This is a genomic window from Vibrio sp. ArtGut-C1 (assembly GCF_002105475.1).
GTDB classification, from domain to species: Bacteria; Pseudomonadota; Gammaproteobacteria; order Enterobacterales; family Vibrionaceae; genus Vibrio; species Vibrio diabolicus.
On the sequence record NZ_NCTH01000022.1, the window covers coordinates 67,968 to 90,873 of the forward strand.

At 45.6% G+C, this 22,906-nt stretch carries 17 protein-coding genes; 7 read left to right on the forward strand and 10 right to left on the reverse strand.

The features are described from left to right. Positions 1-11: 11 nt before the first annotated feature. From B7360_RS17445 to B7360_RS17470, 6 genes are all read right to left on the reverse strand, one after another. Positions 12-587: a DUF1566 domain-containing protein gene (locus B7360_RS17445; RefSeq protein WP_085344164.1), complete on the reverse strand. Its 576-nt coding sequence runs from the start codon at positions 585-587 to the stop codon at positions 12-14. 1 nt (position 588) lies between these two features. Next, positions 589-2,040 carry a DUF1566 domain-containing protein gene (locus tag B7360_RS17450; protein ID WP_085344166.1) on the reverse strand — a complete coding sequence of 484 codons (1,452 nt, stop codon included), beginning with the start codon at positions 2,038-2,040 and terminating at the stop codon, positions 589-591. A 25-nt stretch (positions 2,041-2,065) separates the two neighbouring features. Then, a complete protein-coding gene (locus B7360_RS17455; protein ID WP_085344168.1) occupies positions 2,066-4,315 on the reverse strand; it encodes a proprotein convertase P-domain-containing protein in 2,250 nt (749 codons plus the stop codon). Positions 4,316-4,327: 12 nt separating this feature from the next. Beyond that, complete coding sequence (locus tag B7360_RS17460; RefSeq protein ID WP_085344170.1) at positions 4,328-6,466, reverse strand: TonB-dependent hemoglobin/transferrin/lactoferrin family receptor; 2,139 nt, start codon at positions 6,464-6,466, stop codon at positions 4,328-4,330. After that, positions 6,467-8,464, reverse strand: a complete 1,998-nt coding sequence (locus B7360_RS17465) for a prolyl oligopeptidase family serine peptidase (RefSeq protein WP_085344172.1) — start codon at positions 8,462-8,464, stop codon at positions 6,467-6,469. 326 nt (positions 8,465-8,790) lie between these two features. Beyond that, positions 8,791-10,134 carry a DEAD/DEAH box helicase gene (locus tag B7360_RS17470; RefSeq protein ID WP_047009779.1) on the reverse strand — a complete coding sequence of 448 codons (1,344 nt, stop codon included), beginning with the start codon at positions 10,132-10,134 and terminating at the stop codon, positions 8,791-8,793. A 551-nt stretch (positions 10,135-10,685) separates the two neighbouring features. Here B7360_RS17470 and B7360_RS17475 point away from each other — a divergent pair. Next, on the forward strand, positions 10,686-10,940 hold the full coding sequence (locus B7360_RS17475; protein ID WP_005375145.1) for an Lpp/OprI family alanine-zipper lipoprotein: 255 nt from the start codon (positions 10,686-10,688) through the stop codon (positions 10,938-10,940). A gap of 26 nt (positions 10,941-10,966) precedes the next feature. Here the strand turns inward: B7360_RS17475 and B7360_RS17480 are convergent, their stop codons facing one another. From B7360_RS17480 to B7360_RS17495, 4 genes are read right to left on the reverse strand one after another with little or no spacing between them, the layout of a single operon-like run. Next, positions 10,967-11,893, reverse strand: coding sequence for a L,D-transpeptidase family protein (locus tag B7360_RS17480; RefSeq protein WP_005394922.1), 927 nt, complete (start codon positions 11,891-11,893; stop codon positions 10,967-10,969). A gap of 6 nt (positions 11,894-11,899) precedes the next feature. Further along, positions 11,900-13,315, reverse strand: coding sequence for a deoxyribodipyrimidine photo-lyase (phrB, locus tag B7360_RS17485; RefSeq protein ID WP_085344174.1), 1,416 nt, complete (start codon positions 13,313-13,315; stop codon positions 11,900-11,902). A gap of 19 nt (positions 13,316-13,334) precedes the next feature. Beyond that, positions 13,335-14,138 (reverse strand): MerR family transcriptional regulator, encoded by an 804-nt coding sequence (locus B7360_RS17490; RefSeq protein WP_085344176.1) that lies wholly within the window; start codon positions 14,136-14,138, stop codon positions 13,335-13,337. Next, a complete protein-coding gene (locus B7360_RS17495; protein WP_046875782.1) occupies positions 14,128-15,078 on the reverse strand; it encodes a DUF523 and DUF1722 domain-containing protein in 951 nt (316 codons plus the stop codon). The genes B7360_RS17490 and B7360_RS17495 overlap by 11 nt, the downstream gene beginning before the upstream one ends. Positions 15,079-15,475: 397 nt before the next feature. On the opposite strand from B7360_RS17495, the gene deoD reads away from it, so the two are divergent. From deoD to B7360_RS17525, 6 genes are all read left to right on the forward strand, one after another. Then, positions 15,476-16,186 (forward strand): purine-nucleoside phosphorylase, encoded by a 711-nt coding sequence (gene deoD, locus B7360_RS17500; protein WP_005394915.1) that lies wholly within the window; start codon positions 15,476-15,478, stop codon positions 16,184-16,186. Positions 16,187-16,257: 71 nt separating this feature from the next. Continuing rightward, positions 16,258-17,727, forward strand: coding sequence for a hypothetical protein (locus B7360_RS17505; protein WP_005394913.1), 1,470 nt, complete (start codon positions 16,258-16,260; stop codon positions 17,725-17,727). A gap of 160 nt (positions 17,728-17,887) precedes the next feature. Beyond that, complete coding sequence (locus tag B7360_RS17510; RefSeq protein WP_085344177.1) at positions 17,888-19,372, forward strand: lipopolysaccharide assembly protein LapB; 1,485 nt, start codon at positions 17,888-17,890, stop codon at positions 19,370-19,372. Beyond that, entirely contained in the window at positions 19,356-20,939 is a 1,584-nt protein-coding gene (locus B7360_RS17515; protein WP_085344179.1) for a diguanylate cyclase, read from the forward strand. The genes B7360_RS17510 and B7360_RS17515 overlap by 17 nt, the downstream gene beginning before the upstream one ends. A 243-nt stretch (positions 20,940-21,182) precedes the next feature. After that, positions 21,183-21,563, forward strand: a complete 381-nt coding sequence (locus B7360_RS17520) for a DUF3302 domain-containing protein (protein WP_006741936.1) — start codon at positions 21,183-21,185, stop codon at positions 21,561-21,563. Beyond that, positions 21,563-22,693 (forward strand): HlyD family secretion protein, encoded by a 1,131-nt coding sequence (locus B7360_RS17525; RefSeq protein ID WP_005394904.1) that lies wholly within the window; start codon positions 21,563-21,565, stop codon positions 22,691-22,693. The genes B7360_RS17520 and B7360_RS17525 overlap by 1 nt, the downstream gene beginning before the upstream one ends. Positions 22,694-22,906: the final 213 nt, after the last annotated feature.

The following is a 22,906-nucleotide window of genomic DNA, read 5'->3' on the forward strand; positions in this document are numbered from 1 at the left end:
CGTAATAAGTATTATTCATCTGTCACTAACAAGAGAGAGCTTTTGAAACTTGAGTCTAATGGATCTCTATTGAAAACCTCACCATTAGTCGTATCAAGAGTAGCAACATGCTTACCGTCACCATTAGGTGTGTTACTCCAGATATTACGTCCTAAAATATCGTCCTTGTCTGTCAGTGTATAACCGCTCGCAAAGCCTGTACCATTCATCGCTGGGCTATAGCAAGCTTGCTCCGTTAACGATACCAACTCTTTAATGTTTGCTAGTCGCCAATTCTTTTTGCCAGCAAAGTTGTGTAGAGGGTGGTTACCGGACGGATTACGAATTTGTTGGGCCGTAGACAGCGCGAATTGCCATGACATCGTAGCTCGCGTTCCGGTGCATTCTTCGTTTGCTGCATTCCATGTCATACCGACTGGACAGCGCATCCATGTAAGACCTGTTTTTAAGTCAGTTACAGTTCCCTTATCTGAATAAGTGTAACGTGTATTAGGTGCTGTTTTAGCAAAATCAGTCGAACACTCTTGTGTAGCCATTGCTACTTGAGAAGCCAACACAAGAGATAACGCGGTCATTAGTTTCTTCATCTTATTGTCCCTTAACTGCTACTAGACGGATTGGGAATTGGTAGGAATCATAGGCATCTTCACTTGTACTGCTTGAGCGAATCTCAACGAATGAAGTAGCCCCTCTATCTGCGCCCCGAGAGACAATTGCGGGGAAATAAATCTCACCATCCATGAGCTGTGATGATGTGTCCGTAAACCTAAAACCATCATGCCAAAACGCACCTTTTTCTAAATAAGGGCTGCCTAAAGTTTGCTGTGGGAAGTATTTGACATTAAAACCATACACATTGTTCGGTTCATATTCTGTGCTCGGCGCAAATAGTGTCTTTTCACCGAAATCTAGTAAGTCATAAGTTTCACGGTAAGTAGGCAGGCGCCAACCAGTGATTCCACATAACGATTGTTTGTTTATGTACTCAACGTATTGGCTCGTAGTACAAATTTCATCGCCCACCTCTTTACAGCCCGCAAGATCTACATCTTTGCTAAATGGCTTAAATGTTTCAGACTCAAACGCAAATAGGCGGTCTTTAAATTGAATAGAGCTCGCATCCGCACTCTTGTTTTCCCAAACAAGACCAGTACGCTCATCCAAAGTGCAAGCCCACTCAGTGGCATCTGCAGCTAAAGCAGCGCCTTGTGAATCTAGCTTAACGAACTTAAAGCCCGCGCCTGTCGACGTTTGCTTGTCCTCTTTGTCGAAACCGTATTCCGCATCTTGACCAGGGTAAGAAGCTTGAACCTCAGCAACGTCTGCTGCGCCATCAGCAAAATGAAGAACGGCGCCCGTGTCGTTACTACCAGCTGTTTGTTCAACAACCGCTGCAATTTCTTCAGCAAATGCACTCACTTCCGCTTCAGACAAAAGATCAGAGGCCAACGATTTACCTTGGAAGCTAAGACTTTGAGCAAGCAGCGCTACGCCTTTGGTCATTTGTTGTGGTTGCATCGCAGCTAATAGCGCAACCGTGTTTTGCTCTAGCTTGTCCAGCTCACTGGCTTCTGCGTTAGACATCACCGAACCATTCAGCGAAACGCCTACACTAGCCAGTTGCGCTTTAACAATCTCTTCAGCTTGAGCAACGGTTTTACCGTCAACCACAAGACCTGCGAGCAATGTTGTTACACCATTTACTGTGTTACCCGTTGCTAAGTTTTGGCCTGGAGCCGCAAGACGCAACATTTGGTTTGAGCCATGATCAACTTGAGCAAGAATCGTGCTAGTCAAAATGTTCTTGTCGCTTGACGTCAGGGAGAACTTACCAGCATTATCCGTTTTAGCACTCGGTTCAGTAGTATCACAAACGTAGTTCTGGTTTAAATCGATACATACTGGCGTATCAAGAAGTGTACCTGCAGAAACGATGGTGCCAGCTACATTATAGGTCGGTGTTGACGTGTCACCACCAGAACCACCGCCACAACCAGCTAGGGCTAGTGACATAGCAACGAAAGAATATTGAAACTTCATAAATTTTGTCTTCTTTAGATTTTAATTAACGAGAACGAATCACTCTCACCATTGAAAGCAGGAAAAGTCCTACCAAGGTCCAAAGCGAACCACTGCCACCTGAACCACCACTGCTTTCTTTAGTGGTATCAGCACTACACTGATACTGAGCAAAGTGACTAACACCCCACTCTTTCAACACCCCAGAGTTCCCTGACACGCGGTCAGATACTTCGAGACGCCAAGTACCCCAACTCGGTTGACCGACAAGTGCTTGTAACTCCTCGTCATACTGAGCGGTGAAGTAACCTTTAAATCCATTGGTATTGCTTGATTGATGGCTAAGTAGCACAACCGATTTACCTTGTGGAGACACAAGCGTCACTTGCAGATCCTGCAGTGAGTCATGTTCGATGTTCAGGTAAACCGCAAACGAATCATCAATCGTGCGTGACTTGTCCGATAGCGTCTGAGAGAACAATCTGTCACCCTGCTCCGGCAAAGCGGAGTTCACTGGTTGAGGCTGGATATCGAGCTCTGGCGTACCATTAACCAGCATCACCTTTTCGCTCCACTGGTGAGCCTTTAAACCTTTAGCAAATTGGTAATCCAATGAGATAGAGGAATCGAATTGCGTGCCACATGTCAGACCGCTTGGTAAAGCCACCTTCATTGAGGTCGAGTCAGAAAGCGTTTCATCAAAATCGAAAACGGATTCGTTGTTTAGCTGCCATTGCCCTTTGATGCTCGCTTCACGGCCAGTTTGGCTCAGGCTCACACCAACGTCTTGACCTTGTGCGATGTATCGAGCGTCATAGCGAACGCGAAGAGGCGCTTTAAGTAAGTTGTGTTTGTTGAAGCTGTCCGTCAGGAATTGGGCATAGTCTTTATTTGGGAACAAAGTGTTTGCGGCAAACACGGTCGATTCCGCCAGATCATGCATTTTCACGCCACGACCAATGCCATACATGCCTTCAAGGACAATGGCGTCAAACTCGCGGAACACGCTATCGGTGTCATCACCGTATCGTTCAACCGATGCTTTAAGCGCTTGGAACAGTGGCGTTGACCACAGCTCATCGCCTAGTTCACCGCCCACACTAACGTGCGCTGGATACTCTGAGCTCTCGAAGTAACGCGCTCTTTGGTTCCATAAGCTACGAGTTGTTTTGCGTGTTCCGAACATACCGTCCCAGTTGAACACCGTATCTAACTCGAATTCTTGGCCACGGCGAGCTGCGTCTAAATACTGTGTTCGGTAGCTCGCGCTGCCCGCCCAGTAATCACCAACACCTTCTCCAATCGCGCCAGTATGTCCATACGCCCAATCAGGAACGATTTGATAGTGAATACCGTGTCCTAGCTCGTGCAAAATCACATCTGCATCTGCAGCATCTGGAGATACTCCGCCAACGCCTAACATCAGCGCACGCGAACCTGTGTAGTAAGAAGAGTTGTCGAGCGCTAAACCACGCCCATCAAAACGAAGCGGTTCGTCAAATAAGTCATAGCTCAAGCTCGATAAGTACTGCAGTGAGCTGTCAAGATGGTAAAACGCCATCAACTGCAAAAAGGCATTCTCGCCAAGTTGAGCGCTTTGCATCGCTTTTACATCCGCAAAAGATTGAACCCCCTCAGGCGGCAAAATACTGCTTGTATCACGCACAGGCTCTGCACCTACCGCAGGTGAAGACAGTAATGCAAGTGCATCCACCTGTTTAACGCGCTCGTTAGCTAGGTAGAACTTGCCACCAGACTGCAAAACTTGAATCTGCTTCTCAACATATTGAAGTGGCTGCGGATAATCCTCTAACGAATTCCAAGCAGAATCAGGCGCAGCTTGTTGTTGCATTGTACGTAAATCAGGATCAAAGAGTGAGACGGGAACCGTTACTAACTCACCAGAGCTCAATGCTGGCGGCTCGGTCACTTCCAATCGAACAGGCAGTTCCAGTTCTCCGGCAGGCATCGCCTCGCCATTACGAATCACCGTATCTTCAAGGCTTTTGAAAATACGCTCGACTTGGCTGTCTTGGTTAGTCGACAGCACAATGGTGCGTTGCGGTTGATACTGCCCATCGACCCACACATCAAAGTTGTAATGATCTCCGAGCTGAGAACGAGTTTGATAGCGAAACTTAAGTTCGCCAGCGCTAGCGTAATTCGCTTGTAAATAGCGCAGCGCTTCAGCTTGGTTCGTAACCGTAATGGCAGCGCTAGGGTAATCCCACTCGGCAGCGTTCGTCACTTGAACGCCTGCCAACGCAAGAGAAAGCGCCAAAAGTTTGAGTTTCATGCAGGGCTCCTACTAAAAGATGTACTTCGCGTTAACCGTAAAGTAACGACCTGGTTCCGTTGAGTAGCGTTTGCTCTCATCCGCTATGCCAGCAACGTCTTGGTAGCGAATGTATTCTTTGTCGAACAGGTTGATGATGGTCGCACTCAAACGAAAATCTTTGGTGATTTGGTAACTTGCCCCCAAATCGAGCGTGTTCCATGAATCTGTTTGTGCGCACTCGGTCTTTTGTCCAAGTGACGTTTGGCAACTCGGCACACGATCCATCGAACCAGCCCAGTTCCACGTCGCGAACGCATTAAAGTCTTGCTGCTGATAGTTCAGCCCAACATTGCCCTCGAAAGGTGTGATGCTACGAACGTACTCGCCTTCGGCGTCCTTTCCGTCCACATAACCAAGCTTGGTACTTAGCTTCCAAGACGAAGTGAAAGCGTACGCGGCAGAAAGCTCGGCGCCGTAGGTTTCAACGCCGTGTAAGTTTTGGTATTGCTTGATGTAGTTACCGAAGTTATCTTGCCCTGTGGTAACAACATCAATGAAGTTTTGGAACTTGTTGTAAAACGCAGAAACGTAAAGTTGCGCGCGGCCATTATCGAATTTGTTACCGATTTCAAAGGAGTCCGAAGTTTCAGCCTCTAGGTCCATGTTCGGTGCAATGACAAACGGCGTTAGCGGCACAAAGTCATGGTTTACGAAGCCATACGCTTTGTCGTATTCCGGAGCACGATAACCGTGGTTATAAGATACATAAACGATGTTATTGGCAAACACTTCACGAGAAATCGATAGGCTTGGAGATACCTCTGAGCTATCCATGTCTTTTAATGGGAAGCCGCCCACTTCACCCTCACCGTCCGGTGTTAGACGGTGCGCATCAAAGCGCAGGCCGCCTGTAATGGTCCATTTATCCAGCTCCACCATATCTCGAACGTACAGACCAATGTTATAAGCACGAGCAGGAGCGAAAGGTTGTTTGGTCGAAGGCGTTACCCCGTTCCAATCAATCTTGGAATCGCTATCTGTGCGTTCATAATAGTCAGTAGAAAGCTCGATACCGTAAGCCAATTGGTGCTCAGCATTTGCAGCATAAATCGTATTGGTGAAATCACCACGGAAGCCAATTGTTTCGTCAATGAAGGTTTTGTGTTCTAGCTCGCGACGTCTAACAGTCAAGCCATTGTGGTCAACTTGTCTCATTAAACGATTCGTGTCTTCCACCACTTCGGTGTGGCGCCAGTAGACCTTTGTATCTAACTCTTCGAACCAAGTTGGATTAATCGGTGTAACCTCTGCACCAATATAAGCGCTGTACTCTTTTGTCGATTCATCTTCTGCGAAGTCTTCGATATGCCATTTGCCATCCTTCTGTATAGATGGCGAACCTTCCAGGCGTTGTTGGTCTTGCCGATAAAGTTCGGCACGCGCTTTGACCATCACTTCATCATTGAAGAAATGATTGATGGCGTATGACGCGCTGTAACCATCCAAATCGCGGTTGTACAAATCTTGGCTGAAGTTACGCGTCTCTTCACCTTGCCAATACGCCGCGTTGACTAAGCTTTCCGTGTCGCCAGAACGAAATGCCAGATTGCTCGCGCCTTTGTATTTATTGCTGATCCCCGTGTACGTGCCCGTGGCATCAACATAAAAGTCACGATCTTTTAAAAACTCGCCAGGCTGTTTGGATTTTAGAATCACAGCGCCACCGATAGCACCAGAACCTAAGACTGATGAGCTCGCCCCTTTCACTACTTCTAATGATTCAAGATTAGAAAGATCAAACGTATCGCGGCCCACTTTGTCATTGCTGTCATTCGCACCAAAACCGTCTGCTGAGCGAATGCCGTCACGAATGATCATAATGCGGTTACCCGTCATGCCTCGAATCGTGATGTTTTGTGGACGCCCAGCGCCACCCGACACACTTACCCCAGGTTCATGACGCAGCGCATCATAAAGCTCTGTTTCGCCCTTTTGTTCAATCTCTTCGCTAGTGACAACTGCGACGCTGCCTGCTAGTTCAGACATTGGTTGTTCAATCCGATTCGCCGTCACCACGACCTCTTCCATAGAGAAAACGTCAGATTTGGCGTGCACTTGGCTGGCAGCTAGTACCGAAAGTACTGCCGCTGACACTGGGGTAAGCTTCATTTACTGCTCCGCTTTAGATGTTTTAATTAGTGATAAAAGAAAGGCGTATTCTTTTGCTTGTTGTTCTTGCGCTTGTCGTGGGTCCATTTGGTGGCCCGAATTAAAATTGGTCTGCAACAAGTACGGCCCGTCGCGCTCACTTAGCGCGGAAACCTTGGCGAGATACTTGGCACCTTCCCAGTAAGGCACGCGCTGGTCGATCAAACCGACTTGAACCAACATGGGTGGGTAAGCGTCTTTATGAATGTTGAGAATTGGATCGTACGCTTTCATTAGCGCCAGTTGCTCAGATTTGGTTGGGTTACCCCATTCGCCATACTGCTGTGTGGTCAGCGGAAGTGAGGTATCCGACATGCTTGCTACCACATCAACAAAAGGTACTTTAAGCACGACACCTGAAAACAATTTAGGGTCTTGATTAACCGCTCCCGCGACCAACGTGCCACCAGCACTTGAACCGATGGCAAAAATCTCTCTATTGCCGCGTTCAAACGTTTGCATCGCCTTAGCGGCCGCGACAAAATCACCAATAGAATTGGCTTTGCGCACACCACGGCCCTGCTCGTGCCACTCATCGCCAAAGTACCCACCGCCGCGAACATGGGCGATAGCGTAAATCACGCCTTGGTCGAGCAAGCTTATGACTTGAGGCATAAAGTAGGGCTTCATCGTAAAACCGTATGCGCCATAGCCGTAAATCATCACAGGTGATTGCGCGTGTAATTTGTCTTTGCGATACGCTAAAGAGACCGGGACAGAAACACCATCGTGCTTGATAAAAATGCGTTGGGAGACATAACGTTGGCTATCAAAATCTTGGTAAGCATCTTGAGAATACAAGGTTTTAGTCAGCGTTTTTACATCGAACTCTTCCCACTGAGGAGGCGTAGTCATCGACATACTTCGTATACGAATCTTGTTTGATTCAAAATCGCCCAACGTGCTCAACCAAGCGACATTGCCATCCTGTTCTAATGGCAGTATCACTTTTTCCTGACCTTGGTATGAATACACCGTCAATGTCGCTACGTTGTTCGGCTTACTGAGTGCCACAACTCCTGCATCATAAAGGTAGAACTGGCCAAGCGGTTCACGAGGGGTCGTAAAGCGTTGCCATGTTGCGCTAAGAGGTGCTAGATCGGTTTGATAAAGTGCAAATGTACCTTCAAGATTGCTGTTGATGTAAACGCGCCCTTTCGCCACATCCGCGTAATATTCCACGCCCGCTTCTGGCACTCTCAGTGAATCGCTTACGGTGCCCGTTTCTAGATCAACAAGCTTCTGCTCTGTGGTTGACTCGTTGTTGCTTTGCAGCACCACGTAACGGCTATCTGCCGCACGGTAGAAAGAAAGTAACCAATCTGATTTGTATTCGTGCCATACAACGGTTTTAGCCGAAGATTCAGTGGAGATGCGTAGGATCTGATGAGGTCGCTGTGTACGCATTTCCTTCGAAACGAGATAAGCCATCTTACCATCAGGTGAAAGCAATACACCGCTATCGACGTGCGTTGCCAGCTCCGTAGATTGGCCAGAGAGTAAATCAACAACCACGGCGCGATATTGCTCGCTTCCATCAATATCTTCAGTGAAAAGCAACGTGTCTCCGCTTACTTGCCACTGCCCTACTTGATAATACGGATATGCAGATTGACGTTCAGAGAAATCAAATACTGTGTTCTCTTGTGCATACTGGTTCGAACGTGATAGCAACACATAACCACTGTCACGACGCGTTAACGTCCATTCGCGTCCATTTACGATCGACCATGGTTTATCACCTTTATCTGCCACCATGGCTTCCCACTGCGCGAGAAGATCTTGCGTCAACGTCTGATATTTTTTTTGATACTGTTCAGTCTTACGGTTCTGCTCTGTTAGGTAGGTAAGAACTCGCTCATCTTTACGAGCGTCATCTCGCAACCAATTAAAGTCATTAACGGCAAAGCAAGAACTAGAGGTAATTATGAGCCCTAAAAAAACATGAGTAAATTTCATATAGAGAGCAAATTCATTTATAAGATTAATACAATGGCGCGTATTCTGCCCTTAAATAAAAATGAGATCAATTATCATTTTCATAATCATGTGAAATTTTTATCTAGTATGTGAGGAAAAACGTTTGCTTGGACCGAGTTGATAAAACTTAATACCTCTCTAAATTAGCGATCTATGCTGTTTATATAAAACCAGATAAATATAAAAGCCTAGCAAACACGTTAGTATAGAAAGACATCATTTCGCCTGGAGATAAGCATAAAAAAACCCGAGTGCGAACACTCGGGTTTTGAAAAACTAAAATCAGTTGAAAACTGGTGCGACTTTTACTCTTCAGAGTTTGGTGCCGCTGGCTTTTTCTTCGGGATGAACACATCATCACCCACTGATACGTTTTTGTAGAAACTCTTGTCACGTTTAACAGGTTTCTTAGCCGACTTCTTCGCTTGAGGGCGTGATTTCTTCGCTGTCGCTTTCTTGTTACGGAAATCTGGCTTAGGTGGCTTCAGGCCTTTGAACTTACCTTTCAGATCTTCGAATACTGAAAACTCAAGATCTTGTTGTAGGTAAGCTTCTACACGTTTAAAGCTATCCCAGTCTTTTGGACCAACAAGAGAAATCGCATCACCCTTGTTACCAGCACGGCCCGTACGGCCAACACGGTGTACATATTCTTCAGTATGCTTTGGCATATCGAAGTTAATGACGTGTGTCACTGTCGCAATATCCAAACCACGAGAAGCAACATCTGTTGTCACTAGGATCTTGAATACCGCTCGCTCAAACTGGCTCATGATCGTATTGCGTTGAGTCTGGTTCAAGTTACCACTCAATGCAACGGCCTTCAGTTTCTTCTCGTTTAGCTTCGCTGTTAGGCGCTCAGTATCATCGCGCGTCGCCGTAAAGATGATAACTTGGCGATATTCTGCTTCTGAAAGTACGCGATCTAGAATCGCCTCTTTATGATCAAGATGATCACACAAGTAGAATTTTTGCGTGATATCTTTGTGTTCTTCGTTAGAAACACCGATAGCAATACGTTTCGGAGCATTAAGCATTTCAGCCGCAATGTCATTTACGTCGGCGTGATCCAACGTTGCAGAGAACATTAATGTTTGACGGCGACGATGCTTAGCTGCTTTATGGATACGACGAAGCTCTGGTGCAAAGCCCAAATCCAGCATACGATCTGCTTCATCAAGGATCAGCGTTTCCAAACCTTCAAGGTAAAGCGAGCGGTGCTCTAAGTGGTCAGCCAGACGTCCTGGTGTCGCCACGATGAATTTCGGGTAACGGCGCAGTGCTTTCACTTGATCATTAAAGTTCTCACCACCCAAAATCAATGCAGCTTCATAAGATAGGCCAGCAAGCATAGAGCGAAGCTCACCATACACTTGTTTCGCTAGCTCACGAGTGGGAGCAAGAATAACTGCGCGAGGGTCTTTGGCAGAAAACGATTTTGTCTTTAAAGACTTGTGAAGCATTGGTAATACAAACGCCAAAGTCTTGCCCGAACCCGTTTTCGAAGATGCCAATAAATCCTTGCCTGCAATCGCAACAGGAATAGCCTGCTTTTGAATGTCAGTTGGTTTTTTAAAATCGTAGTGTTTTAGGTTCTTCAACAATCGGTTGTCTAGGCCTAGATCTTTAAATTGCAAAGTATTCTCCAATAAATCAGTCAGCGTCTGAGCGCTCTGTAATGTCGTTTCCGCTCTAACGCAGCAAAAAAATAAAGCTCGGTATAATACCGCAAATCATAGGAGTATAGATAGAGATCACACAAACTAATTCCCACGGATGAAAACAAAACATCATTTGCGGCTCAATTAAGAACAAACCCTCGCTTTATTGGTCAGCTGCTTGACTTAAGATTTAGAGAAAAGCGAGCTCAAGGTGCGCCTCTCGTTCTCCAATAAAACTGCGTAAATGCAGTTATTTGCGCCGAGAAACTTTCATTTGTGTCAATATCGTCTAAATTATTGATATCAGGAACGTGGCAAAAACACCTGCTATGAGAACTGTTGTGGGAATAAGGGAGAGGATAATTCACTCACCTTTGTTAAGCTCAGGTAAAAGTTGACGTCAGGTACTCCATGAAATTCTTGGGTTTTTTTGACTTTTGCTACATCATGTACTGATAAAATGTATCCACATTTAACCTCGCTACTGTATAAAATAATAGTTGGTAGCGAGACTTTCACTATAAGCAAGGAGTTCTTATATGAACAAAACGTTGATCGCAGCTGCAGCAACTTCAGTACTTCTACTAGCAGGTTGTGCTTCTTCTGATGACGCAGCAACAGCAAATGCAGCAAAACTAGACGAACTAAGCAACCAAGTTAGCCAACTAAGCCAAGACGTACAAGCTCTTCAATCTGACGTTCAAAAATCAGGTGCAGCAGCAATGGCTGCTCAAGAAGAAGCTGAGCGTGCTAACGAGCGTATCGATAACATCGCTCAGTCTTACACTAAGTAAGATTTGATACCGCGTCTTAACGCCCGTTAAGGCGCGGTTATTTCGACAGGAACCCCATTCTGTGCGGCAATCGCTGCTTTAGCCTTCACATTTTTCAGTCCGAACTCATCCAGCCACCACTTTAACTCTTTTGGTACCTGTAGGTGATCTTTCTCACCATTGCTGCGAGTCAATGGCTCATGTGCCTCTAAAAATACACTTCTGTCCGGCTCTAGTGATACTTTCACTGGTTGGTTAATGATATTCACTTCTTCACCGTTACGAACTTTTTCAAACAACCATTCAATGTCGCTTGGGTCCATACGAATGCAACCCGCGCTGACGCGCATGCCGATGCCGAAATCTTTGTTGGTACCGTGAATAAGGTACTCGCCATTTCCGTAGGCTAAACGCAATGCAAACATCCCAAGTGGGTTGTCTGGACCGGCAGGTACAACGGTTGGCAAGTCAATGCCCTTCGCTTTGTACTCGGCACGAATCGAGGCTGGCGGCGTCCACGTAGGGTTTGGACGCTTTTGGCTAATACGCGTTGTCATCACCGGGGTGTCTCGCCCAATTCGCCCGATTCCCACGGGGAATACATGCACAATATCTTCCCCTTTCGGGAAATAGTATAAGCGCAATTCCGCTAAATTGATGACAATGCCTTTGTGGGGTACATCTGGGAGGATCAGTTGTGTTGGAATAGTAAGAACGTGTCCCTCTTCTGGCAAGAAGGGATCCACGCCTTTATTTGCCGCCATTAAACCTAGCATCCCGACATCGTAGTGCTTGGCAATATTTGCCATGGTTTCGCCTTCTTGCACGACGTGGTTTTCAAGGCGACCAATTAAACGACTGCCATCCTCTGGTAGCTCGTACATTTTAGCGAATGACAAACCACTCGCTAAAGATAACGATACAGATAACAACGTACGTTTTGCGAAACTCATTGATCGCTTTTTGCTAAGCATTTCACTTTATTCCTTGGCACTTTTAAAGAGCCGTAAGGTTATCTCTCTTTCTGTCTTGTGATCAACCATCGGCTTGTGATATTCCAGTAAAGAAAATCCCTCCCAAGTCCAAGGTTTATGGATGTATTTGTTTGGCACACTTTTGATTTCAGGCACCCAGTGGCGCACGAATTGGCCATCAGAATCAAACTTCTCACCTTGGCTTATCGGGTTGAAAATACGGAAGTACGGCTGCCCATCACAACCCGTCGATGCAGACCACTGCCAACCACCATTGTTTGCTGCGAAATCGCCGTCCACCAGCTTACTCATGAAGTACGCTTCGCCCCAACGCCAGTCAATGTGTAAATCCTTGGTGAGAAAGCTCGCGACAACCATACGAAGCCTGTTATGCATCCAGCCTGTTTGGTTGAGCTGACGCATTGCTGCATCGACGATCGGGTACCCTGTCGCTCCAGCCTTCCATCGCTCAAAAGCCTGCTCATCATAAGACCACTGAATTTTATCCTCCCAGTCGATAAAGCCTTTGCCTTTAACGAGCTTTGGTTCGAAAACCAACAGATGCTGATAAAACTCACGCCAAATGATCTCACTCAACCAAGTTGCTTTCCCTTCTGTTAGGTCATTTTGTTGGTTTTCAGCATACAAGCGAGCAATACATTGCCTTGGTGACAATGCACCAATCGCAAGATAGGGAGACAGTTGACTGGTGCCATCAATAGCCGGAAAATCTCGATCTTCCTTGTAAGCATCACTGCGCTCACGAGCAAATTCCCTAAGCTGCTTTAAAACATCATTGGTCGAAGCAAACCAATCCTCGCTGGACTCTCGAGGATAGCTAAACGTGAAGTCTGAACTAAATCGAATCGGCTCTAATTGTTCCAATATTTTGCTGCTTAGCGGCGCTTGTTCGTGAGGCTTTGTTACCGCTGGCATTTGAAACTGCGTCAACCAAGCACGTTTGAATGGTGTAAATACCTTAAAATACTCACCTTGCTTATTGAGAACCGTCGTTGGTGGGTGCACACATTTGTCGTGAAACAGTTCAAAATCGATATCATGGGAAGCTAGCGCCTCTCTCACTTGTGCATCGATCTCTCGTTCATTCACTTCATAGTGAATATTCGCCATAACAGACGTTGCTTCAAGTGTTTTCGCCCATTCACTAATCACTTCGGTACAATCAGAAAACGACGGCACCTCTTTATATAAAAAAGGAACATTCAGGCTTTCCAACTCATCGTTGAGATACTCTAAACGACGAGCAATGAGATCCGCCTGCATCGGCGCCATGTGGTGTTCTCGCCACTGCTCTGGCGTCGCGATGAAACAAGCGACAACAGGCTGACCTGAATCTAACGCCGCTTTAAGTGCGGTGTGGTCTAACGTTCGTAAATCACGTCGAAACCATACTAAGATCATGGTGTCTCCTTCGTTTCGTCTACTCTGTTAGATGCAGTTTCTCAATCACTTCAGAACATCCAATACGTTCGCCAAAACGTGTTTGAAGCATTTTGATGGACTCCACTTGCTTAGCTGCCAGCGCTTTATTGGAAAACAGGTAAATGAGCGAGTAGCTATCAACAACTTCGTGATCCAGTAAACCAGAGACATCATCAACTTTGTCGATCAACGTCGTGTGATACCCTTGCTCACACAACTTCGCTGCTTGAATCCAGCTCTCTGCTTCCCTATGTTGTTCAAAGCTGATAAGCAAGCACTTCCCTTTGGAAGCGGCTTTGTTTTCAGAGTCGATAACAAGGGCAAGACGAGTAATCAAACAAGTTTGAAATAACCCCATCTGCAACGATCTCAGCGATCCTTTGACCATCTCCAGCGCGTCAAATACAGGGTCAATAAACTGTTCAATAACCAAGTTCAATGGATATTCTTTGAGAACAGAAGCAAGTAAGCTCTCCGCTTTTCCTCGATTCAGTTTCGAAAGTGCTGATAACATGGTTTCTACTTCTTCGAGAGTACGAACTTCATTGTTGACTTCTACGTCCGCACTTTTTCCCAAAAGTCCCTTTACTTTACCGATGGCAATCCCCTTCGCGAGCCAACTCTGGACTTCACGAATCGTATCGAGATCTTGCTGTCGATAAAGTCTGTGCCCTTTTTCTGTTCGCTGAGGCTGGATCAAATTGTATCTTCTCTGCCAAGCTCTCAGCGTAACTGGCTTTACACCCGTGATTTCTGCGACGTCTCGGATCGCGTATAGTTTTTCTTCTGAACTACAAACCATAGCGTAATCTCATCTCCTGCGGATACGGTTCTAAAAACTTCTGTTTTGCTAAATACTCATCTGGGTAAGTGTTTAAGTAGTGCTTAATCAATGTCAACGGTGCTAACAATGGCAATGTACCAGTGCGGTAGTCATGAATTACTGTTGCTAATTCTTCTTTTTCGTCTTTAGTTAAAGCGCGCTTAAAATACCCTTGTAAATGCATTAGTACGTTAGTGTTGTTTTTTCGGCTAGCACGATTCGCAAGTGCCTTCATAAGACCTAAGCGATACTCTTGATAGAATTCTTCGATTTCATAGCTAGCGACATCGGCAACTAAACGACCAAGAGAGCGGTATGACTCAGGGTGATGCGCCATCAAGGTCAACTTATAGCGCGAATGAAAATCGATAATTTTGCCTCGAGTTGGCTCTCCGTCCATCGAGTCATAAAAGTCGTTCAAGCAAAATACTCGGGTAATAAAGTTTTCTTTTAATACAGGATCGTTGAGTCGGCCATCCTCTTCGACGGGCAACCAAGGCATTTTTTTCATCAGCGTTTGTGTGTACAAGCCGACGCCTTCTTTCGCTGCGTTATTTTTGCTATAAACCTTGACGCGCTCCATACCGCAAGTTGGAGACTTGGCACAGACGATGTAACCACAAAGTTGCTCGCTTTGTAGCTCCTCCACTTTGTTAGCAGAGTAAGCAAGCATATTATCGGTATGGTCATTTTCTGGATTTTTAGTTTCTACTAGAGCTACACGCTCTTCTTCGGAAATCAAACGAATTGTTGGTCGCGGCACTGGCATTCCGACACCCACTTCGGGGCATACCGAAACAAAGTCAAAATATGGGCTGAGCTCTTTAGTCACAAAGTTACTTACTTTATGACCAGAGTCAAAACGAACTCGTTCACCCAAAACACAAGAACTGATACCTACTTTGATTGAAGATTCCATGATGACGCATCCCTATACAAAATGTTTTGTTGTATAACTTATAGCAAGGCTTTTCAGATTGTACAAGAAAATAAATTGTACAATTTAATCGTTTTACTTTTCTCAAGAGCATTTCGATCAGCGCTTTCTCAAAAGTTTTTTATGTTCTCAATGTCCATTTTGTGCGCGCAATCGACAAATCGCTCAAAAGCGAATCGATTGCTCTTTTGCTTTCAACAGATTTAGTTATCAATGATGTTCATGGTTTCTAAAAGCGTGGTTTTTGTGACTAAGCTCTCAAGGGGCCACTGTACGTCCCGATATTATTGCTTCAACGAAAACGAACAAGTTCAACAGAATTGGTAATAGCGTTCTATACTAGAGGCGTTTTATCAAAACAAAACTTTGGAGAGCACTTATGGCAACCCCACACATCAATGCACAACCAGGTGATTTCGCTGAAACGGTTCTAATGCCAGGCGACCCTTTACGTGCTAAATACATCGCAGAAACGTTTCTTGAAGATGTGAAGCAAGTTTGTGACGTTCGTAACATGTTCGGCTTTACTGGCACTTACAAAGGCAAAAAAGTGTCTGTTATGGGTCACGGCATGGGTATCCCTTCTTGCTGTATCTACGTACACGAGCTAATCGCAGAATACGGCGTGAAAAACGTAATCCGTGTAGGTAGCTGTGGTGCGGTACGTGACGACGTTAACCTAATGGACGTTGTTATCGGTATGGGTGCTTCTACAGACTCTAAAGTAAACCGTATCCGTTTCAACAACCACGACTTCGCTGCAATCGCTGACTACGGCCTTCTAGAAGAAGCGGTAAATCAAGCGCGTGCTCAACAAGTACCAGTGAAAGTTGGTAACGTATTCTCTGCAGACTTGTTCTACACACCAGAAGCTGACATCTTCGAGAAGATGGAAAAACTAGGCATCCTAGGTGTAGACATGGAAGCGGCTGGTATCTACGGTGTTGCTGCAGACCTAGGTGCGAAGGCGTTAACCATCCTAACGGTTTCTGACCACATCATCCGTGGCGAAAAACTAAGCTCAGAAGAGCGTCAAAAGTCGTTCAACGACATGATGAAAGTTGCTCTAGAAACCGCAATCAACATCTAAGATCTAGTAGTAAGTAATAATTTGCAGCCAGAGTTATTGCTGGCTGCCCGAATTATCCCGAGGGGGCGATTGTGTCTAACGGCGAACTGCCAAAAGACGCAGATGGGTTACAACTCAACTTTTGTAAAACATTGGCGTGTGACAACTTTGGATTGAGTGATGCAAAGCGTTACGTTCTGCAACATGCTAACCCTAAACGTCCGGCGATGGTATGCCGTGAATGTGGAGCTTTCCCCCCCTTACTTAACAATCGCGATGTCGTGAACGAACTTCATCGCCTGCGACACGTCCACAGTGACGGGTTGCCTGCGTGCCGCAATGATGATTGCGAGAACTTTGGACTATCCGTCCACACACATAAACACCTCTACCACGCTTTCGGTTACAGCGGCGATCGTCAACGTTACCGTTGTAAAGCGTGTCAAAGTACCTTTGTTGATAAATGGTCAGGCGCGAACAAGAAGCTACAATTCCAAGAGAATTTAATGGGCTTATTGTTTACTGGTTACTCTGTGCGCGAGATCTGCCGAAAACTCAGTATCAACCCGAAAACCTTTTACGATCATGTTGATCATATTGCGAGTCGCTGTCGCCGTAAATTAGCCACTATTGATGCTCGTTGGGTAAACCACGCAACGCACTATGAATTGGCCTCAAATTATGTTGCATTGCAGCCAAACAGCAATAATGGTGTCTACTGGATTGTTTCTGGTGAAGCCCACTCAGGCTATATTCTTTGTCAACATGTGAACTATTCTGCTGATGAAGAGCCAATCGCCACGCTAGACCATAACCCGTACGACGAGGTCTCTCGTTTTGTTTCCCAAGAGTACACAGCGGAAGCAAGTGAACCGCCAGCGGAACCTTCGAACCTCCTGCGTGAGCGTATTGACCAAAAATACCAAACCATTTTGGCTCGCGGTAACGTGGAAGATCCTCTTGGTAATCTTTCTGTATTCCATTACCCATCTAAAGGTGCATTAGTTCGTCCGCCTTACACATCATACGCTCATTACCTGCATGTACTTGATATGTGTTGCCCCAACAAACGTGTATCTCTATATATGCCTCAAGACCCCCTACTACGTTCGGCAGCACTGAGCGTTTGTTTGTCTCGAATTAAAGAGAAAAATGTCGACTTGATGTACGTAGAAGAAGACGCAAATTGGGACATGAGCACACCTTTTGGCAAGGTCGATATCGCCTATATGAGCTGGTGGCGAGATCGCTGGGCGATCTCCACTCAAGACGAAAGCCACAAAGGCATTTGCTACCTCGCTGGTGATAGAAATGAGCCCGAGAAATGGTTTAACGTTGCAACAACTCGCCATGTGCAGTTCTATCAAAATCGCTTCCAGATCCTTTTCGAAAGCTTCATTAACGAGCCACGTCGCAAATTACGACCTGCTGGAATTTTACCTCTTTTAGATATATTCAGAGCTTGGCATAATTTGTGCTATCAGGATAAGCAGGGTCTTACCGCCGCACAAAGGCTAGAAGTCACTGATGCTCCTTTGACCATCAAACAGCTCCTATCGTAACTATTGGCATTTAGATGTAGTAATTAGGGGCTGTGACAGTATACATTACGGCACCTAATCGTTTACCAAAGCGTTATCCGCATCGTTTTGGTAATAAAACATGCATCTAACCACGTAATATTAGGTGTGAATTCCAGTTCGATAGTCATGGATGTGAACGTTGGATAAAAACCAAATTCAGCTAGAAGATGAGCTCAAAAAGCTTAAAGGCCAAATAAAAACGGCCCCTGAACACACCTTCAGTATTGCGCAGCAATACCGTATCCGCGCGGAGCAAATTTTATTTGTGGATTGTGAAATCCGAGCATTGGTGATAATGGCGCAGTGCTGTTGGTGCCTAATGGATTACCGACAAGGCTTAAAGCTAGTCAAAGACGCCTACAGCAAGCAAACCCAACTTGAAACCGACGACCACCTGCCCGAAATTCTTCATTTATTTGCTCTCCAATATTGGGGACAAGCAAAGTATTACTCAGCCCAACAATATTGGATTAATGCACTCGAACAATCTGCCCTCGTTGATGATATTGAAATTCAAATCGAATCTCTAATTGGGCTTGGCAACGTATGGCGTATCACAAATGAGCATCAACTTGCCGCTTCCACTCATGAGTTGGCGGTTAAAGTGGCAAACAACGTCCGTATTGCTTGGTTGGAAGGCAAAGCTCGTATCCTGTTGGCTTGGGACTATTACTTACTGAATAAGTTTGTCGAAATGCTCACTGTGCTGGATGGTGCAACCGAAGTACTAAAAGATCATGATGACAGCACATGGCAAGCCGAGATCTGGGACTTTAAAGGCCTAGCGCTACTTGGGCTAGAACGCCTTGATGCCGCAGAAGAAGCCACACAAAAGGCCCATAAGCTCGCTATTGAACATGATCTCATTTGGATGAAAGCACACTCGTTTATTAGCCGCGCAAGGCTCGAACTCTTGCGCAAAAATACGGATAGTGCAGCAAAGTTATTACTCGCAGCAGAAGAGTCCGCGCTTAGTTTTGACAACGGCGAGCTACTAAGTCAGATCTGCTTTCAGCAATCTCGAGTCGCTGAAGAGCAAGGTGATTTTGAATCAGCGTTTAACGCGTTTAAAAAATACCGTAAACATGCACTTAAAATGCTCAAAGAACAGACTCATCGAGTCAGTATGGATAAAGCACGCGGCTCCAAACGCCAACTAGAGCAACGAGCGCGTAAGCTGATTAATCGTATCCGTTCCCAACATGAATATGACCCTGAAAAACAGTTTTCCAATGTTGTGTCCGAGACCTACTGGTGGGAACAGTTAGTTCTGTTTAAAACAGAGCTCAAACGCTCCAACCACGCGATCATTATGATTCAGCATGCAAACCCCGAATTTCTCGATGTTTGTACTGAGCTAGTTCATGCATTGACGACCTCAAGTGATCTCATCTCACGAATTTCCAGTGACAGACTAGCTATGTTAATTGCAGAGAAAGGTCAAGCAGCAGAAGATGTCTATCGCACGGTTCAGGCAATGTTAGACATCTATCCATGGAAACGTCGCGGGCTAAAAGGTCCCAAACCGATACTGTATTTGCAAGATATCCTGACCTTCCCATTCACTTTGGAGCAACTCGAAGAAAGCTATATTGAGGTAATGAAGCATGGAACAACTGCTTAGCAAGGTGACTGACGCAGGCATCGATCCTTCTTCCGTCTCTGGTGAAGAAGCGATTACGCTGTGGGAGCACATCGGGTTACATATTGCATCCACGAACCGAGAAAAAGCACATTGCTATATCATTAGTGCCGAGTATCGACGAGAAATTAAACAGCTCAACGACAGCATCGAAGAACTACGACAAGCCCTTGAGTTGCTCGTTTTACCCGACGATGTAGAAGATATTCTGTCTGTAAAAGCAAGCTTGAGTGATCGTTTAGTAGAAGTAGGTGACTACAACGCAGCATTAACCGAGTATGTCGCTGCAACGAATATCGCCGTCGAATATGGCTATATTGATGAGTACGTACTGGCTATTATTGGAATGGGCAATTTGTGCGATGCCTATGGGGATCACCATCGCGCCTTGCGTTATTACCAAAAAATCGATGCGATCGATCACGCCATTAGCAGTCGCTCTCTACGTCTGCGCTACAAACTTTACATGCTTGCCTGTTACATCAGTTTGAACCGTACCGCAGATGCACAAGAATTATTGAGTGAGTGTGAAGAGCTAAGTATCCTCGTCAGTGATAAAAACCTTGCTGCGCAAATTCATCTTTACCGAGCCAAACTGCATCGTTTGCAAGAGGATTACCCTAACGCATTGCTTGCTATCTCTAATGTCCAGTATACGACGGGCAGTGCTACCACGTACTGGTTATCCACGATGGTCAAAATCGAGACCGCATATTGTCTAAACGGTGTCGGACACACCTCTTTAGCCAACTTAGTGCTGGACTCTATCGGTAAACGAGTTCAGAAGCATTCGTCTCCTCTTGTCGCTCAGCATTTTTACAACGCGATGAGTCAAGTTTACGCTTCTCAAGGGTTATTTCAGAAAGCATTAAACTGTGAAAAAAAAGCGTTTCGCATTGAATCTGACCTTGTCAAACACATTCCAATTGGTGAATTGGGTTCCACTCAATTACGTCGACTTTCTCGTTTTGAGCTACAGCTCAAACTCATTTTGTCAGAACTTGAAAACAAAGAACTCAAGGAAACCACCAAACAACATAAGAATACGGTCGCCCAACTACAGCAAGATGTCTTTACTGACCCGCTAACCTCTTTGCACAACCGGCGCTGGTTAGAAGTCAAACTCAAAGACCTGCTTTTGCACGATACTGAATTTGCGTTGATGGTCATCGATATTGACCATTTTAAGTCCATCAATGATGAGCTCAGTCACCTTGTTGGAGACAAAGCGATTAAACGTGTGTCTCAAGAATTAGCAGGATACTTCAAATTTAAAGGCGCTTCTTGCGTTCGCTTTGGCGGTGAAGAGTTTCTTGTCATTCTAGAGAATAGCAATCTAGAGCGGGCAGAAATGCATGCCGAGAATTACCGCGAACGCATTTATCAATATGGTTGGGACGATATTCTTGGCGAGCGGGGGTTGACCGTATCGATCGGGATTACCTTACATCGAGAAGGAGAGAATACCCAACGTACCTTCTATCGCGCCGACAAAGCCTTGTACCGCGCCAAAGCCAATGGCCGAAACCAAGTCTGTACCGAACTTTAAACCATGCCCCAATCTTCACTTGGGGCATAACCGTGGCTTTTATTCTCCATTCCTTCCTTTATTACTACTTAGTTTGAATATAGTCGCCTTCACTTCTTATTGTCCTCGAATCGCAATCGATACGGATATCGCATAAACATAATTCAAGTACAAAATAACTTGATTGAACGATAGTTAAGACAAATACTTAAACTGTTCATTTACGTAAGATTTTCCATTAAGTAACAAGCACAGGCAGGTAAGATGTTTCTAGACTATTTTGCACTTGGGTTACTCATCTTCGTTGCTTTGGTGATCTTCTACGGGATTATCGTTATTCATGATATTCCGTATGAAATTGCTAAAGAACGCGAACACCCTCATCAAGACGCAATTCATTACGCAGGCTGGGTTAGCCTTTTCACTTTACATGCACTGTGGCCATTTTTATGGATATGGGCAACATTGTGGCGCAAGGAGCGAGGCTGGGGCTTCAAACAACTTGAGCAAGAAACTCACGACATTCATCACCGTCTTGAAGAGCTCATCGACGAAGTCAACGAACTCAAAAACGAAGTATCGATGTTGAAACAACAAAAGATTCAGCAAAGGCCTTTGACTGAACAAAGTAAAGAGGACGAATAATGGATTTATTGCTGATTCTGACTTATACAGCCCTTTGTATCGCCATTTTTAAAGTCTTTAATATTCCTTTGAACAAATGGACCGTACCTACAGCCGTACTTGGCGGCGTAGTGTTGGTGGGCACACTCGTCCTTCTTATGAACTACAACCACCCATTTACTCAGTTAGGTAACCAAGTGTTCCCAACTACGCCTATCGTCTCTGGTGTACGTGGCCGCGTGGTGGAAGTACCAGTCCAGGCCAACCAACCGCTCAAAACGGGCGATATTCTTTTCAAAATCGATCCTGTGCCTTTTGAAGCGGAAGTCGCACGCCTTGAAGCGAAAGTGAAAGAAGCAAGCCAAGGTGCGTTGGGTTTAGAGTCTGACTTGAGAGAAGCAGAAGCGGCGGTTTTGAAAGCGCAAGCCGATAGAGATAAAGCGCAAAGAGAATTTAGCCGATATCAAAGGGGCTTTGATCGCGGCGCGTTTACAGAACAAGATCTAGATACTCGACGCCAAGCGTACAAAGCGGCAGAAGCCATGCTAGACGTTGCCATTTTGCAGCAAGAGCAAGCACAGATCGCATTAGAGTCGGAAATCGGCGGTGAGAATACCCAAGTCGCGCAACTACTCGCTGAGCTACGTAAAGCAGAGTTCAACCTTGAGCAAACCGTCGTTCGTGCGCCAACCGATGGTTACGTTACGCAATTGGCTTTGCGCCCTGGTGTGATGGCTGTGCCGTTGCCGCTTGCCCCTGCAATGACCTTCGTTCATACCGAAGACATTACGTACACCGCAGCGTTCAGACAAAACTCGCTACAACGTTTGAAGGCAGGCTTTGAAGCGGAGTTTATGTTCCGTGCGATACCGGGCAAGGTATTCCGTGGCGAAGTCATCGACGTGATTCCAGCTATTGGTGAAAGCCAAATTCAAGCCAGAGGTGCTCTGCTTGGTACCGATGCCCTGCGCACAAGCGGACGTGTATTTGCGAAGCTGAAAATCACGGACGATTTGAGCGAATACCACCTACCAATGGGTACCGCGGTTGAAGTCGCCGTTTACTCAGACAGCTTTACTCACGTGTCAGTGATGCGCAAAGTGCTGATTCGCATGAAGAGCTGGCAGAACTATTTGTACCTAGACCATTAATGAACAGCTAGCTCATTCATTTATCGATGAAAATAGTATCAGAAAGTGTAATCGGGGGCTGACAATCAGCCTCCGATTTCATTCTAGCCATCCAGACAGATAGCATTCCCACTTTTATCAATATTCTGTATAATGCGCGCCTTATTTTTAATGCTTGCTAAAAAACAAAGCCAGTCAAAGGGATACGTGAATCAAATCACACATTTCCTGAAG

Coding starts and splice junctions, on each gene's coding strand:
- B7360_RS17525 (WP_005394904.1), top strand. CDS start 21,563: ATGGATTTATTGCTGATTCTGACTTATACAGCCCTTTGTATCGCCATT.
- phrB (WP_085344174.1), bottom strand. CDS start 13,315: ATGATCTTAGTATGGTTTCGACGTGATTTACGAACGTTAGACCACACC.
- B7360_RS17455 (WP_085344168.1), bottom strand. CDS start 4,315: ATGAAACTCAAACTTTTGGCGCTTTCTCTTGCGTTGGCAGGCGTTCAA.
- B7360_RS17495 (WP_046875782.1), bottom strand. CDS start 15,078: ATGGAATCTTCAATCAAAGTAGGTATCAGTTCTTGTGTTTTGGGTGAA.
- B7360_RS17450 (WP_085344166.1), bottom strand. CDS start 2,040: ATGAAGTTTCAATATTCTTTCGTTGCTATGTCACTAGCCCTAGCTGGT.
- B7360_RS17515 (WP_085344179.1), top strand. CDS start 19,356: ATGGAACAACTGCTTAGCAAGGTGACTGACGCAGGCATCGATCCTTCT.
- B7360_RS17490 (WP_085344176.1), bottom strand. CDS start 14,138: ATGGTTTGTAGTTCAGAAGAAAAACTATACGCGATCCGAGACGTCGCA.
- B7360_RS17480 (WP_005394922.1), bottom strand. CDS start 11,893: ATGCTTAGCAAAAAGCGATCAATGAGTTTCGCAAAACGTACGTTGTTA.
- B7360_RS17520 (WP_006741936.1), top strand. CDS start 21,183: ATGTTTCTAGACTATTTTGCACTTGGGTTACTCATCTTCGTTGCTTTG.
- B7360_RS17445 (WP_085344164.1), bottom strand. CDS start 587: ATGAAGAAACTAATGACCGCGTTATCTCTTGTGTTGGCTTCTCAAGTA.
- B7360_RS17465 (WP_085344172.1), bottom strand. CDS start 8,464: ATGAAATTTACTCATGTTTTTTTAGGGCTCATAATTACCTCTAGTTCT.
- deoD (WP_005394915.1), top strand. CDS start 15,476: ATGGCAACCCCACACATCAATGCACAACCAGGTGATTTCGCTGAAACG.
- B7360_RS17475 (WP_005375145.1), top strand. CDS start 10,686: ATGAACAAAACGTTGATCGCAGCTGCAGCAACTTCAGTACTTCTACTA.
- B7360_RS17460 (WP_085344170.1), bottom strand. CDS start 6,466: ATGAAGCTTACCCCAGTGTCAGCGGCAGTACTTTCGGTACTAGCTGCC.